Source organism: Bradyrhizobium sp. USDA 327 (genome assembly GCF_041262065.1).
In the GTDB taxonomy this organism is placed as follows: Bacteria; Pseudomonadota; Alphaproteobacteria; order Rhizobiales; family Xanthobacteraceae; genus Bradyrhizobium; species Bradyrhizobium liaoningense.
The window spans coordinates 7,154,929-7,168,866 of record NZ_JBGCCW010000001.1; the positions used below are offsets into that span (position 1 = coordinate 7,154,929).

Annotated in this window: 14 protein-coding genes; 6 read left to right on the forward strand and 8 right to left on the reverse strand. The window is 63.3% G+C overall.

Annotated elements, in window-relative coordinates; all coding sequences use genetic code 11:
- The first annotated feature begins 84 nt into the window (after positions 1 to 84).
- From rpoN to ABIA42_RS33845, 5 genes are all read left to right on the forward strand, one after another.
- Complete coding sequence (gene rpoN, locus ABIA42_RS33825) at positions 85 to 1,707, forward strand: RNA polymerase factor sigma-54 (RefSeq protein WP_370117013.1); 1,623 nt, start codon at positions 85 to 87, stop codon at positions 1,705 to 1,707.
- A 198-nt stretch (positions 1,708 to 1,905) separates the two neighbouring features.
- Positions 1,906 to 2,511, forward strand: coding sequence for a ribosome hibernation-promoting factor, HPF/YfiA family (hpf, locus tag ABIA42_RS33830; protein ID WP_271528742.1), 606 nt, complete (start codon positions 1,906 to 1,908; stop codon positions 2,509 to 2,511).
- Between the two features lie 219 nt (positions 2,512 to 2,730).
- Complete coding sequence (gene ptsN / locus ABIA42_RS33835) at positions 2,731 to 3,192, forward strand: PTS IIA-like nitrogen regulatory protein PtsN (protein ID WP_028179145.1); 462 nt, start codon at positions 2,731 to 2,733, stop codon at positions 3,190 to 3,192.
- A 215-nt stretch (positions 3,193 to 3,407) separates the two neighbouring features.
- Positions 3,408 to 4,700, forward strand: a complete 1,293-nt coding sequence (locus tag ABIA42_RS33840; protein ID WP_370117009.1) for an O-antigen ligase family protein — start codon at positions 3,408 to 3,410, stop codon at positions 4,698 to 4,700.
- 13 nt (positions 4,701 to 4,713) lie between these two features.
- Entirely contained in the window at positions 4,714 to 5,736 is a 1,023-nt protein-coding gene (locus ABIA42_RS33845; RefSeq protein ID WP_370117006.1) for a glycoside hydrolase family 5 protein, read from the forward strand.
- 113 nt (positions 5,737 to 5,849) lie between these two features.
- Here the strand turns inward: ABIA42_RS33845 and ABIA42_RS33850 are convergent, their stop codons facing one another.
- The 8 genes from ABIA42_RS33850 to ABIA42_RS33885 form a co-directional block, all read right to left on the reverse strand.
- Positions 5,850 to 6,122: a DUF1150 domain-containing protein gene (locus tag ABIA42_RS33850; protein WP_018645064.1), complete on the reverse strand. Its 273-nt coding sequence runs from the start codon at positions 6,120 to 6,122 to the stop codon at positions 5,850 to 5,852.
- A 50-nt stretch (positions 6,123 to 6,172) separates the two neighbouring features.
- Complete coding sequence (locus tag ABIA42_RS33855) at positions 6,173 to 6,598, reverse strand: Hsp20 family protein (RefSeq protein WP_035704151.1); 426 nt, start codon at positions 6,596 to 6,598, stop codon at positions 6,173 to 6,175.
- A gap of 350 nt (positions 6,599 to 6,948) precedes the next feature.
- Positions 6,949 to 8,037 (reverse strand): sn-glycerol-3-phosphate import ATP-binding protein UgpC, encoded by a 1,089-nt coding sequence (locus ABIA42_RS33860; RefSeq protein WP_370117002.1) that lies wholly within the window; start codon positions 8,035 to 8,037, stop codon positions 6,949 to 6,951.
- A 13-nt stretch (positions 8,038 to 8,050) separates the two neighbouring features.
- Positions 8,051 to 8,899: a sn-glycerol-3-phosphate ABC transporter permease UgpE gene (ugpE, locus tag ABIA42_RS33865; protein WP_028180124.1), complete on the reverse strand. Its 849-nt coding sequence runs from the start codon at positions 8,897 to 8,899 to the stop codon at positions 8,051 to 8,053.
- Positions 8,899 to 9,780: a sn-glycerol-3-phosphate ABC transporter permease UgpA gene (gene ugpA, locus ABIA42_RS33870; protein ID WP_028180123.1), complete on the reverse strand. Its 882-nt coding sequence runs from the start codon at positions 9,778 to 9,780 to the stop codon at positions 8,899 to 8,901. The genes ugpE and ugpA overlap by 1 nt, the downstream gene beginning before the upstream one ends.
- Positions 9,781 to 9,830: 50 nt before the next feature.
- Positions 9,831 to 11,147 carry a sn-glycerol-3-phosphate ABC transporter substrate-binding protein UgpB gene (gene ugpB, locus ABIA42_RS33875; protein WP_370116998.1) on the reverse strand — a complete coding sequence of 439 codons (1,317 nt, stop codon included), beginning with the start codon at positions 11,145 to 11,147 and terminating at the stop codon, positions 9,831 to 9,833.
- Between the two features lie 366 nt (positions 11,148 to 11,513).
- A complete protein-coding gene (locus ABIA42_RS33880) occupies positions 11,514 to 12,719 on the reverse strand; it encodes a CaiB/BaiF CoA transferase family protein (RefSeq protein WP_370116995.1) in 1,206 nt (401 codons plus the stop codon).
- Positions 12,720 to 12,894: 175 nt separating this feature from the next.
- The gene (locus ABIA42_RS33885; protein WP_194390598.1) at positions 12,895 to 13,320 is read right to left on the reverse strand and encodes an organic hydroperoxide resistance protein; all 426 of its coding nucleotides are present in this window, start codon (positions 13,318 to 13,320) and stop codon (positions 12,895 to 12,897) included.
- Between the two features lie 154 nt (positions 13,321 to 13,474).
- Between ABIA42_RS33885 and ABIA42_RS33890 the strand changes: the two genes are divergently transcribed.
- Complete coding sequence (locus tag ABIA42_RS33890) at positions 13,475 to 13,936, forward strand: MarR family winged helix-turn-helix transcriptional regulator (RefSeq protein ID WP_370116992.1); 462 nt, start codon at positions 13,475 to 13,477, stop codon at positions 13,934 to 13,936.
- The last annotated feature ends 2 nt before the right edge of the window (positions 13,937 to 13,938 follow it).

Sequence of the window (13,938 nt, forward strand, 5' to 3'; positions counted from 1 at the left end):
TTTGCGTTTCGTCAAGACGTGTACATCGGGCTCGGACTAGGATAAGCAAAAATCGGACCAATTTTTGGGAACGGTTCTTGCTTCATGGCGCTTACGCAGAGACTAGAGTTCCGGCAGTCGCAGTCGCTGGTCATGACGCCGCAGCTGATGCAGGCGATCAAGCTGCTGCAATTGTCCAATCTCGATCTCACGACGTTCGTCGAAGAGGAGCTTGAGCGCAATCCGCTGCTGGAACGGGCCAGTGACGAGGGCCCGGCGGGGGAGGCTCCGGCCGAGGCCGGGAGTTACGGCGATTCCGACGGTCAAGGCGATGGCCAGGGCGAGGACGGCTTCGGCGGCGGCGCCGAGGGTTTCGAGCCGGGCCAGGAAGAATGGATGAGCAAGGATCTCGGCACCCGCGCCGAGATCGAGCAGACCCTGGATACGGGCCTGGACAACGTCTTCTCCGAGGAGCCCGCCGAGGCCGCGGCGCGCAACGCCCAGGACGCCGCGCCGACCACCTATACGGAATGGGGCGGCGGTGCCTCTGGTACCGAAGACTACAATCTCGAAGCTTTTGTCGCGGCCGAGACAACGTTGTCGGACCGTCTCGCCGAGCAGCTCGCGGTCGCCTTCGCCGCACCCGCCCAGCGTATGATCGGCCAGTACCTGATCGACCTCGTCGACGAGGCCGGCTATCTGCCGGCCGATCTCGGCCAGGCCGCCGAGCGTCTTGGCGCATCGCAAGCCGACGTCGAAGGCGTCCTCGCCGTCCTGCAGAAATTCGATCCGCCCGGCGTCTGCGCGCGCAATTTGAGCGAATGCCTGGCGATCCAGCTCCGCGAGCTCGACCGCTACGATCCCGCGATGCAGGCTCTGGTCGAGCATCTCGATCTGCTGGCCAAGCGCGACATCGTTGCCTTGCGCAAGATCTGCGGCGTCGACGACGAGGACATCGCCGATATGATCGGCGAGATCCGCCGCCTCAATCCCAAGCCCGGCATGAAGTTCGGATCGGCGCGCCTGCAGACCATGGTGCCCGACGTCTATGTCCGTCCGGGTCCCGACGGCGGCTGGCACGTCGAGCTCAACAGCGACACCTTGCCGCGTGTGCTGGTCAACCAGACCTATTATTCCGAGCTGTCGAAGAAGGTCGGCAAGGACGGCGACATGTCCTATTTCACCGACGCGCTTCAGAACGCGACCTGGCTCGTGCGCGCGCTCGACCAGCGCGCCCGCACCATCCTGAAAGTTGCAACCGAGATCGTGCGCCAGCAGGACGGTTTCTTCACACACGGCGTGGCGCACCTGCGGCCGCTCAATCTGAAGGCCGTCGCCGATGCCATCCAGATGCATGAATCCACGGTGTCGCGCGTCACTGCCAACAAATACATGGCGACCAATCGCGGCACATTCGAGCTGAAATATTTCTTCACGGCCTCGATCGCCTCGGCCGACGGCGGCGAGGCGCATTCGGCCGAAGCCGTGCGTCACCACATCAAGCAGCTGATCGATTCGGAGGAGCCCTCCGCGATCCTGTCGGATGACACCATCGTGGAACGCTTGCGCGCTTCGGGCATTGATATTGCCCGCCGCACGGTCGCGAAGTACCGCGAAGCCATGCGCATACCCTCCTCGGTGCAACGCCGCCGCGACAAGCAGAGCGCTCTTGGTAACGTTCTCTCCACCGCATTGTCCGATCGCTCCCGCAACCCTGAGCCGGCCTGATTGCGCTGGCGCGGAATCGCGCTACTCTCGTCTTCCCTTCGAGACCGATTCAGGCATGCGCATGATCCGGAGAGATGTGCAGCGGTTCTCCTCGCGACATACGCGGAGCGCGTTCGCGCGAAGATCGTGCGCAGGGAGCGACTTCAGTTGCGATGATTCGTCATCGCAGCTGCGGCAACAAAGCAAGCGAGGCATCCAATGACTCTCCGGATTTCGGGAAAGAGCATCAGCGTCGGCGAGGCCCTGCGCGGCCGCGTTGCCGACCGCACCGACGAGGTGCTGCGCAAATATTTCGACGGCAACTATTCCGGCCACATCACGCTGAGCAAGGACGGTTTCGGTTTTCGCACCGATTGCGCCCTGCATCTCGATTCGGGAATCACGCTGGAGGCCGATTCGAACGCACCCGATGCCTATGCCAGCGCCGACCAGGCGCTGCTGATGATCGAGAGGCGGCTGCGTCGCTACAAGAACCGGCTCAAGGACCGCTCCGCGCGCAAGGCCCATGTCGCCTCCGAAGCGATGGCTGCGCTCGACGCCACGGCTTACGTGCTGGAAGCGCCCGGAGAGGGCGAAGAGGAAGTCACCGGCTACAGCCCGGTCATTATCGCGGAGCAAACCACGTCGCTGAAGCGGCTCTCGGTCAGCGAAGCGGTCATGGAACTCGACCTCAGCGGGGCGCCCTGCATGGTATTCCAGCATGGTTCGTCAGGCCGGGTGAACATCATTTACCGCCGGGCGGACGGCAATGTGGGCTGGATTGACCCGCCGGGAGCGAAGGTGGACGGCCAATCGCACGGCTAGGCCCGGGATTTGGGCACCGTACCATTCCGGCCCTTAACATTGACGGTGGCAAAGCCACACGCGGGAGTTGGCACCGGGATTGCGTTGGAGTAGAAGCCCCCCACATCTCGACCGGGGCTAAGTGCGCCTCCTGCTTCATGTTATTGACGCCGGCTCAGCTTGGTCTATCAAGTTGGCCAAATCGGAACCTGACGGTTTAATTCACCTCGGAAACCCTCCATGCCGATTACCGATCTGGTCGCACCCGAGGCGATTCTCCCGGCATTGAAGGTCAACAGCAAGAAGCAGGCCTTGCAGGAGCTCGCGGCCAAGGCCGCCGAGCTGACCGGGCAGAACGAGCGCTCGGTGTTCGAGGTGCTGCTGCAGCGGGAGAAGCTCGGCACCACCGCAGTCGGCTACGGCGTCGCCATTCCGCACGGCAAGCTGCCCAAGCTGGAAAAGATCTTTGGCCTGTTCGCGCGCCTCGACCGTCCGATCGATTTCGAGGCGATGGACGGCCAGCCGGTCGATCTCGTCTTCCTGCTGCTCGCCCCCGAAGGCGCCGGCGCCGATCACCTCAAGGCGCTCGCCCGCATCGCCCGCCTGCTCCGCGACCAGGACATCGCCAAGAAGCTCCGCGCCTCGCGCGATGCCGAGGCGATCTATTCGGTGCTGGCACTGCCGCCGGCGACCGCGGCCTGAGCGTAATGAGTTGAGGCTTGATTGCTGCAACGACGGAGGCACTCCCTCTCCCGCTTGCGGGAGAGGGCTGGGGAGAGGGTGTTTCCGCGATGGGATAATCTCCTAGAGGAGAAAGCCCTCACCCGCGCCGGGGCACCGAGCGCGTGGCAATCGCTTCAACCTAAGGCCGTTCCGCATTAAGCAAAATATTAACCGTGCGTCTGGAAGGTCAGCTCATGGCCAGCCTGCACACCGTGGCGGATTCCGAGGCATACGACAGCGCGATCTGGAAAGCGCGCGGGGTCGGCGTGGAAACGCTTGCCAGAAACGTGATCCGCATTTCGATCACCGTCAACGTGATCGCGTCGATGGGCGTCTTCAATCCCGCGCTGCTTCGCGCGGAGTGGAGCTTTGTGCAACAGGCCGTAGCGCTCTTGATGTGGATCATCCTGATCTACGCCAGTGCCTTCGTGCGTCCGCGCGTGAGAGTGCAGTGCAATCCCGATCTCATCGCGCTGGTCGCATTCTATGCTCTTGCCGTCGTTTCCGTTCTCTGGACCAGCCTCGCCAGCGCGGCGTTCATGAAGAGCGCGGCACTCGCGGTGACGACTTTCGGTGCGTACTGCCTCATCACGCGTATCGACATCGACGAGATCGTCGGGTCGACGGCGCTGGGGCTCTTCATACTGGTCGCGGCCTCGGCCTTGTGCGCGGTGTTCGTGCCCGAGATCGGCGTGGACCAGAGCTGGATGCACAATGGCCAGTGGCAGGGAATCTATGAATCGAAGCAGACGCTCGGCTTCATCAGCGCATATCTGATGTTCTTTGCCTGCTATCGGAAGATGACGGGGCAGGGATGGATCGCCTTCCTCTCGATGTTCCTATTGGCATCGACCTGCGTCATCGCCTCGGAATCGCGTGGCGCCGGTGCCGTTGCCGTGGCCGCGGGAGCACTGCTCTTTACCTCGATGTGGTCGATCCGCTGCATGAGAGTCTACGCGGTGCTGCCGTTCGTCATGTGCATCCTGGCCGCCCTGCTGATCCTGTATTTCTATGTGACGGGGTACGATTCCATCCATCTCGGCGAATCGACGATCAATTTGACCGAGCGGACCTTCATTTGGCAGTACGCCATCAGCCATTTCAACGATGCGCCGCTGCTGGGCTTTGGCATCAACGGATTCTGGACGCGTCCTTCGATTTACGACTATTTCAACCAGAACCATGGCTGGGTGCTCGACAATTATCACAGCGGTTACATCGCGGTGGCGATCGAAACGGGATTCCTGGGATACGTGCTGTTCGTCGCGAGCGTTTATCTGTTCTCGGAAAAGGTCCTGTATTTGATCGCCGCTCGGTCGATCGATCGTTGCCACTGCGCCCTCATCATCGGATTCGTCGTCCTGAGCTTTCAATCGAATTTCACGGAGACGATGTTCCTCCGCTCGACGATGTTCACGTCGGTGCTGCTCGTCGCATTCTTCTTCGCAGTGTGCAGGCCGGTGCGGCAGCAAACCCTGCAGCAATGATGAGGCAAGCAGGATGAAAGCCATCCGCGCCCGCTGGTCGGTAATTTGCGGCCTCACCCTGGCAATATCAGCGCTTGCGATCGTCTCGCAGGCCGAGGCAGCCGGGCAGGGCACCGCGCCCACTCCCCCGAAATTGAAACGCGGCATCAACATCCTTGGCTACGACGGCATCTGGGAGGGAGGCCGGAACGCGCCATTTCGCCTGGACAACCTCAATGCGATCAGAAAGGCCGGCTTCTCGCACGTCCGGATCAATTTCTTTGGCTTCAAGTTCATGGGTCCCGGCAATCTGCTGGACGAAGCGGTGTTGAGGCGGCTTGATGCCGTCATCGAGGAAGTGCTCGCCCGGAATCTCATTCCCGTCCTCGACGAGCACGATACCGAGCTTTGCCAGCGCGACGTGTCCGAATGCGCCGGGAAGCTGAAAGCGTTCTGGGCGCAAATCGCCGAGCGTTATGCCGGAAAATATCCGAGGCTCGTCTTCGAGGTCCTCAACGAGCCGGGCGGGCAGATGACGTCCACCAGCTGGAACGCCCTTCTGAACGAGTGTCTCGGCATCATCCGCGCCTCCAACCCCGGGCGGACGGTCATTGCCGCCGTTCTCAACGTCGATGACATGCCGGTCGAGGAACTGGTCCTGCCGTCAGATGACAGAAACCTCATCGTGACGTTTCACTACTACGCGCCGATCCGTTTCACCCATCAGGGCGCGCCGTGGTCCGAAACGTTTTCGCGAGTAGGGCCGCTCGACTGGGGCACTCCGGAGGACGAACGAAAGGCGCGCGCCGATTTCGAGAAGGTGCGTATCTGGTCCGAACGGGAAAAGCGCCCGATTTATCTCGGCGAGTTCGGAGTGTACGAGGCCGCCCCAGCCGAAGCCCGGACGAGGTATCTGTCGTTCGTGGCGCGAAGTGCGGAGCGGCTCGGCTGGGCATGGGCCTACTGGCAGTTCGACCACGATTTCGCGGCCTTCGACAGCGCGCGTCAGACCTGGAAGCCTGACATCATGCGGGCGCTGATCCCGGCGGTGCGCTGAATATCACCCGCGTCGCTGCGCTGCTGACCAGGTCGGCGCGCGACGCAAAACGGGCACGCCTTCGTGTGAAGGCATGCCCGCTTGAAACTCTCTTCGTGCGACGCTTGGAGCGCTCAGTGCACGCTCACCGCTTGCAGCTCGTTGCTCCAGGCGTTGGCGACGGCGGCTTCGCGGCTGTCGGTCAGCATGATCGGCGTGCCGTCGGCGGCATGGAGCGCGAACAGCTTGAGGCCCGGCGCGATTTTCGGCGCCTCTGGGAACAGGTCCGGCACGTCCTCGGAACGGATCTGCTTCACATAGGCGATATGGCCTTCGCCCAGGGTTGCCAGCGTCTCCGGAGAGACGTTCTTGGCTTCGTATTCGAACGCAACGTGACCTTCACTCATGGTCTCGACTCCTCTGGAACACTAAGCGGTCGAGTCCGCTACTCGTTCCATTATTCGTGCTCATTGATAGCGATTGTCTTAACGATCCTCTCCGGTTCTGGCCGGGCCAGATCGATCGACAACAGCCCGTTCTTCAGATCCGCACCCAGCACCAGCATCCCCTCCGCCAGCACGAAGGTGCGCTGGAAGTGGCGCGCGGCGATGCCGCGATGGATGTATTGCCGGGTCTTGTCGTCCTGCTGCCGCCCGCGGATCACGAGCTGGTTTTCCTCAATGGTTACATCGAGTTGGTCGCGCGTAAATCCGGCGACCGCCAGCGTGATGCGCAAACGCTCGGGCTGGCCGTCCGATCCGCCGCACCTCTCGATATTGTAGGGAGGGTAGCCGTCGGCGCCTTTGACGACGCGGTCGAGCACGCGCTCGATCTCGTCGAAGCCCAGCAGAAAGGGACTGGAGAGCGTTGGAACACGAGACATAGTTTACAAAGTCCTCGCAGAAGCGACTTTGGTGTTTCAGGGCCCGTCAAGGCGCCCCTTGATCAGCAATATGGGCACGTTCCCTTGTGGGTTCAAGGACGTAGCGGGGGGCTGTGGACGGGCCGTGGCCGTCCGTCGCCGGGCTCATGCAGCGGCGCGGATGCGTCAATGATCGTCATGGCCGGGCTTGTCCCGGCCATCCACGAACCTTCCTCGCAGCAGAACGAGGATGTCTGGGGCAAGCCCGGGCATGACGAAACAGCCGTTGAATTTCCCCAATGAAAACAAACCCCCTTCTACTGTGCATGGGGTTGTTTTCGCGGTTTTGATCGATCGGCCCTCTGGAGCCGTCAGGCCTCCAACCGCGTCCGCCCATCGCCGCTGAACAGATGCAGCTTCGCCCGCGCCGCGGCGACGCGGATTCTCGCGCCAATAGGTGGCGCCTCTGTTCCGGGAATGCGGACGATGATCTCGCCGGGCGGCAGCTCGCCGGGCGTGGCGGCGACGCGCTGGTCCTCGTGCTCGCGGGAGCCGTAGACGAAGGTTTCGGCGCCGACGCGCTCGATCGCTTCCACGGTGAGCGGCAAGGCGACGCCGCCGTCCGGGGTTTGATCGGTGATGACGAAGTCTTCCGGGCGGATGCCGAGGATGCCGGCGTCGGCCGCCGCGCTGCCGGCGAGCTGGGACCGGATCTCCTCGGGGCGCGTCGACATCAAGTTCATCGGGGGCGCGCCGATGAAGGAGGCGACGAAGGTCGTCGCCGGCTTCTCGTAGATTGCGAGGGGATTGCCGACCTGCTCGACCTGGCCGCCGTTCATCACGACGAGGATGTCGGCGAGCGTCATCGCCTCGAGCTGGTCATGGGTGACGTAGATCGATGTCGTGTTGAGCCGGCGCTGCAATTTGCGGATCTCGACCCGCATCGCGATGCGCAGCTTGGCGTCTAAGTTGGAGAGCGGCTCGTCGAACAGGAACACCTTGGGCTGGCGCACGATGGCGCGGCCCATGGCGACGCGCTGGCGCTGGCCGCCGGAGAGCTGGCGCGGCTTGCGCTCCAGCATCGACGTGAGCTCGAGGATGCGCGCGGCTTCGTCGACGCGGGTCCTGATCTCGGCTTCCGCCATGCCGCGATTGCGCAGACCATAGGCCATGTTGTTGTAGACGCTCATATGCGGATAGAGCGCGTAGTTCTGGAACACCATCGCGATGTCGCGATCGGCGGGCTCGATTCCGTTGACGACGCGGCCGCCGATGTCGATCTCGCCGCCGGTGACCGTTTCGAGTCCCGCGACCATGCGCAGCAGCGTGGACTTGCCGCAGCCGCTAGGTCCGACCAGCACGCAGAACTGGCCGTCGCCGACATCGACGTCGACGCCCTTGATGGCCTCGAAGCCGCCGGGATAGGTCTTGCGGACGTTGCGCAGGGTGACGTTAGCCATCAGAACTCACTTCTTACTTCTCGGTCTCGACCAGTCCGCGCACGAACAGCTTCTGCATGACGACGACGACGAACACCGGCGGCAGCATGGCCAGCACGGCGGTCGCCATCACGATCGGCCATTCTGTCAGCGCGTCGGTGGTGGTGATCATCTTGCGGATGCCGACCTGAATGGTCTGCATGTCGTCGCGCGTCGTAATCAGCAGCGGCCAGAGATACTGGTTCCAGCCGAGGATGAACAGGATCACGAACAGCGCCGCCATGTTGGTGCGCGACAGCGGCAGCAGCGTATCCCAGAAGAAGCGGAAGGGGCCTGCGCCGTCGATGCGTGAGGCCTCCAGCAGCTCGTCCGGCACCGTCATGAAGAACTGGCGGAACAGCAGCGTCGCGGTGGCCGAGGCGATCAGCGGCAGCGACAGGCCGGCATAGCTGTCGAGCATGTGCAGATCGGCGACGATCTTGTAAGTCGGATAGATGCGAACCTCGACCGGCAGCATCAGGGTGATGAAGATCAGCCAGAAGATCGGCATCCGGAACGGAAAGCGGAAATAGACGATCGCATAGGCCGAGATGATCGAGATCGCGATCTTGCCGACGGCGATCAGCAGCGCCATCACCAGCGAGTTCAGCATCATGTTGCCGACCGGCTCGCGGGTCGAGCCGCTCGTGCCGACGAAGATCGTCTGATAGTAGGTTTCGAGGAAATGACCGCCCGGCAGCAGCGACATCTGGCCGTTGGCGATCACCGCGTTGTCCTGCGTGGAGGCGATGAAGGCGAGATAGACCGGGAAGGCGACGATCGCGATCCCGATCCAGAGGATGATGTGGGCGACGTAGCGCCGGAAGCCCTCTTCCTCGACCATCAGTAGGTCACCTTGCGTTCGACGAAGCGGAACTGGATTCCCGTCAGCACGATGACCATGATCATCAGGATCACCGACTGTGCCGCAGAGCTGCCGAGATTTCCGCCGAGCAGGCCGTCGGTATAGACCTTGTAGACCAGCGTCTCGGTCGACTTGCCGGGGCCGCCCCGGGTCATGGTGTCGATGATGCCGAACGTGTCGAAGAAGGCGTAGACGATGTTGACGACCAGGAGGAAGAAGATGGTCGGCGACAGCAGCGGGAAGGTCACGGTCCAGAACCGCCGCATCGGGCGCGCGCCGTCGATCGCGGCGGCCTCGAGCACGCTTCTGGGGATGCTCTGCAGGCCGGCGAGGAAGAACAGGAAATTGTAGGAGATCTGTTTCCAGGCGGCGGCGAGGATGATCAGCGCCGCGGCCTGGTCGCCGTCGAGCAGCGGATTCCAGTCGATGCCCAGCGCCCGCAGATAGCGCGAGAGCACCCCCAGCGAGGGATGCAGCATGAAGATCCAGAGCACGCCGACGACCGGCGGCGCCACCGCATAGGGCCAGATCAGCAGCGTGCGGTAGAGCATCGAGCCGCGCAGCGGCTTGTCCGCCATCACGGCGAGCAGCAGCGCAAACGACAGCGACGACACCGCGATCGCGAACGAGAAGAAGAAGGTGCGTAGGATCGCCTCGAAATAGGCGGGGTCCTTGAACAGGTCGATATAGTTCTCGAACCAGACGAAGCTGGTCGAGAGGCCGAAGGCGTCCTGGAGCAGGAAGGACTGGATCACCGCCTGCAACGCAGGCCAGTAGAAGAAAATCAGGACGATCGCGAGCTGCGGCGCAACCAGCGCATAGGGCAACAGCTTGGATTGGAAAATGGCTTGCTTTTGCATGATGCCCGCAGCAGCGGCAGGCCGGCTTCACCGGCCTGCCGCTTGTCGCCTTACTTCACGGCGGTCTTTTCGAACTGCCGCAGCATCGTGTTGCCGCGCTCGACGGCCGAATCCAGCGCCTGCTTGGCGGTCTTCTTGCCCGCCAGCGCCTGCTCGATCTCTTCGGCCCAGACGTCGCGGAGCTGCACCATGTTGCCGAGGCGCAGGCCGCGGGAGTTCTCGGTCGGCTCCTTGTTGGTCAGCTCGAGCAGCGGGGTCTCGAGATAGGGCTGGTCCTTGTAGAAGCCTTCGGCCTTGGCCTTCTCATAGGCCGCCTTGGTGATCGGCAGATAGCCCGACGATTTGTGGATATAGACCTGACGATCGGTATCGGAGAGGAAGGTCAGGAACTTCGCGACACCCTTGTATTCTTCCGCCGACTTGCCGCCCATGATCCAGAGCGAGGCGCCGCCGATGATCGAGTTCTGCGGCGCGCCCTTCACGTCGGGATAATAGGGCATCGGCACCGCGGTGAAGGCGAACTTGGCCTGCGCCTTGACGTTGCCGAAGAAGGCCGACGAGGTCAGGTAGAGCGGGCATTCGCCTGACGTGAAGCGGCCTTCGCCGGTGGTGGTGCGGCCGGCATAGTCGTAGGTCTTGTCCTTCTGGAGCTCGACCAGCTTCTCGAGGTGCTTGACCTGGAGCGGGCCGTTGAACGTAAGCACGGTGTCGAAGCCGTCGAGGCCGTTGGCCTTGGTCGAGAGCGGCACGTTGTGCCAGGCGGAGAGCTGCTCGAGATTGACCCAGGTGACCCAGGAGTTGGAGAAGCCACAAGTGGGATGGCCGTTGTCGTGCAGCTTCTTGGCGGCGTCGAACACTTCAGGCCAGGTCTTCGGGATCTCGACATTCGCCTTCTTCAGCTCGTCGAGATTGACCCACATGACGGTCGACGACGAGTTGAAGGGGAAGGACAGCATCTCGCCCTTCGAGGTCGAATAATAGCCGGTGATCGCGGGCAGATAGGCCTTCGGATCGAACTTCTCTCCGGTCTCGGCCATCAGCTTGTAGACTGGCTTCACGGCGCCGGTCGCGGCCATCATGGTGGCGGTGCCGACCTCGAACACCTGCATGATGTGCGGCGCGTTGCCGGCGCGGAACGCCGCGATGCCGGCGTTCATCGTATCGGCGTAGTTGCCCTTGTAGGTCGGGATCACCTTGTAGTCGCTCTGCGCGGCGTTGAAGTCGTTGGCGAGCTTGACGATGACGTCGTTGTTGGCGCCGGTCATCGCGTGCCACCACTGGATTTCGGTCACAGCCAGCGCCGGCGAAGCCGACAAGCCGACCGTGAGTGCAAATGCGGCAGCCGCACCAATATGTCGAAGAGCCATCAAGAATCCTCCCTTGCCCGTCACTAAAGAAGCGCTTGCGCTAGCAGCACCATATGACGTTCACATGACTGTGTAAGCGGCCGAAACGAAAGCGGCAAGCGCTGGAAAAGGGAAGCCGTCAAATAGGCGAAGACGTGCGCGCCGCACGCGTGTGGTCGCGCCGCAGTGCGGCATCGTTGTGTGAGGCTGACGGTCAGGCCGCGGGCTCCAAACCTCTCTCGCTTGCGGGAGAGGTCGGCGCGCAGCGCCGGGTGAGGCCTTTATCCTCTGGGGGACTGTCCCTTCGCGGAGACACCCTCTCCCCAGCCCTCCCCCGCAAGCGGGGGAGGGAGCGCACCTGCGGCGACGCTCGATCCCGGTCTTATCTCAGCGCTTGCGCTCGGGGCCGCAGACCGTGCCCTTCTCGACCATCGCGTCGATCTCGGCCTTGGAGTAGCCGAACTCGCCGAGCACCTCCGCCGCGTGCTGGCTGAATTTCGGCGGCAGGCGGCGCAGGCTCGGCTTTGAGCGATCGAGCCGGATCGGTGACGCCACGCCCTTGTACCAGTCCTTCTCGATAATATCGCCGCGGTAGATCGTGTGCGGGTTTGTCAACGCCTGGTCGATCTTCTGCACGGGGCCAGCGGGCAGGCCTGCCGCGAGCAGGCGATTGCACAGCGGCTCGGCCTCGTGCTGGCTGAACACGGCGGCAAGCTCGGCGCGCAACGCCTCGCGATTGGCGATACGGTCCTTGTTGCGGGCAAAGCGCGGGTCGGTGCCGAGCTCGGGCTTGCCGATCTCCTTGGCGAGCTTGCGGAACGTGCCGTCATTGCCGACGCCGATGAAGATGTTGTCGGTCTTGGTCGGGAAGATCGCGTAGGGCACGAGGTTAGGGTGCTCGTTGCCGGTGAGGCTCGGCGGCTTGCCATGCATGAAATAGTTCGCTGTGTGCGGATGCATGATGGCAAGACCGGTCTCGTACAGCGTCGTCTCCAGGAACTGGCCCTTGCCGGAGCGCTGCCGCTCCGACAGCGCCATCAGGATGCCGATCGCCGCATAGAGGCCGGTGGTGATGTCGACCAGCGGCACGCCGATCCGCATCGGCCCGCTCTCGGGCGAGCCGGTCGCCGCGATCATGCCCGTCATGGCCTGGATGATGGCGTCATAGCCGGGATCGCCGCCGCGCGGGCCGTCGGCGCCGAAGCCGCAGATCCGGCAATGCACGAGGCGCGGGAATTTTTCGCGCAAGCTCTCGTTGCCGATGCCCCACTTCTCCAGCGTGCCCGGCTTGAAATTCTCGATCAGGACGTCGGCCGTCTCCAGCATCTTGAGCAGCACCGCGCGGCCGCCCTCGGAGCCGAGGTCGAGCCCGATCGAGCGCTTGTTGCGGTTGATGCCGACGAAATAGGCCGCGTCTTCCTCGTGGAAGGGAGGGCCCCATTCGCGCACCTCGTCGCCCGCGGGCGGCTCGACCTTGATCACGTCGGCGCCATGGTCGGCGAGGATCTGGGTGCAGTAGGGACCGCCGAGCACGCGCGTGAGATCGATGACGCGCAGTCCGCTCATGGCACCTGGGGCGGCTTCAGAACTCATGCCTTCGCTTCTCCTGTGTCGAGGTTCGGTCACAGGCCTAGCGAGGTTTGCCAGGAGCAGCAATGGCTCCCGGCGTAGGGCCGCATGCGCCGTCGCGCGTCAATGCCGCGGCGTGGCAAAACAGCGAAGCGGCCGGCCCGAGGGGGATCCCGGGCCAGCCCGTCCGCACGCCGGATCAGACGACCGTCAGGCGAACGTCGACATTGCCGCGCGTGGCATTGGAGTACGGGCACACCTGATGCGCCTTCGCGACCAGCGCCTCAGCCTCGGTGCGGGCAAGGCCCGGCAGCGAGACGGCCAGATCGATGTCGAGGCCGAAGCCGCCTTCGGAGCGCGGTCCGATGCCGACAGTCGAGGTGACGGAGGCGTCGGCCGGAACCTTCGGGCCGCCCTGCGAAGCCACGAACTTCATCGCGCCGATGAAGCAGGCGGCATAGCCGGCCGCAAACAGCTGCTCGGGATTGTTGCCGGCGCCGCCACCGCCGCCGAGCTCCTTCGGCGTGGTGAGCTTGACGTCGAGCGCGCCGTCGAGGGTCGCAGCATGGCCGTCGCGGCCTCCGGTGGCTTTTGCGCTGGTCTTGTAGAGGACGTTCACGGACATTGTTTTCTTCCTGGATCTTGGGGTGGGCGCGATCTTTATTGCAGGCAATTAGATTGTGCGCAATTGAAATTGCGCTGCCTCACATTTAATTGTTCGCAATTGAATGTGCCGCCGACCGGCCGCACAATGCGGCCGAACCTCGTGAGATTCTGCAATGGCCCGGAAACCATCGGCAGCGGATGCGCCGCTGCGGCTCGACAACCAGATCTGCTTTGCGGTCTATTCCGCAGCGCATGCCTTCAACCGCGTCTACAAGCCGCTGCTCGACCGGCTCGGCCTGACCTATCCGCAATATCTGGTGATGCTGGTGCTGTGGGAGCGCGACGACGTGCCGGTCAAGGACATCGGCGAGAAGCTGTTCCTGGATTCGGGCACGCTGACGCCGCTGCTCAAGCGGCTCGAGGCCGCCCACCTCGTCAAGCGCAGCCGCTCGCGCGAGGACGAGCGCCAGGTGCTGATCGCGCTGACGCCGCAGGGATACGCGCTCAAGGAAAAGGCCCGCGCCGTGCCGCAGTCGATCCTTGCGGCGTCGGACTGCTCGGTGTCGGAACTGGTCGCGATGAAGGACGAGATCGTCGCGCTTCGCAACAGGCTCAATGCGGTGATCGGGGAGTAGGG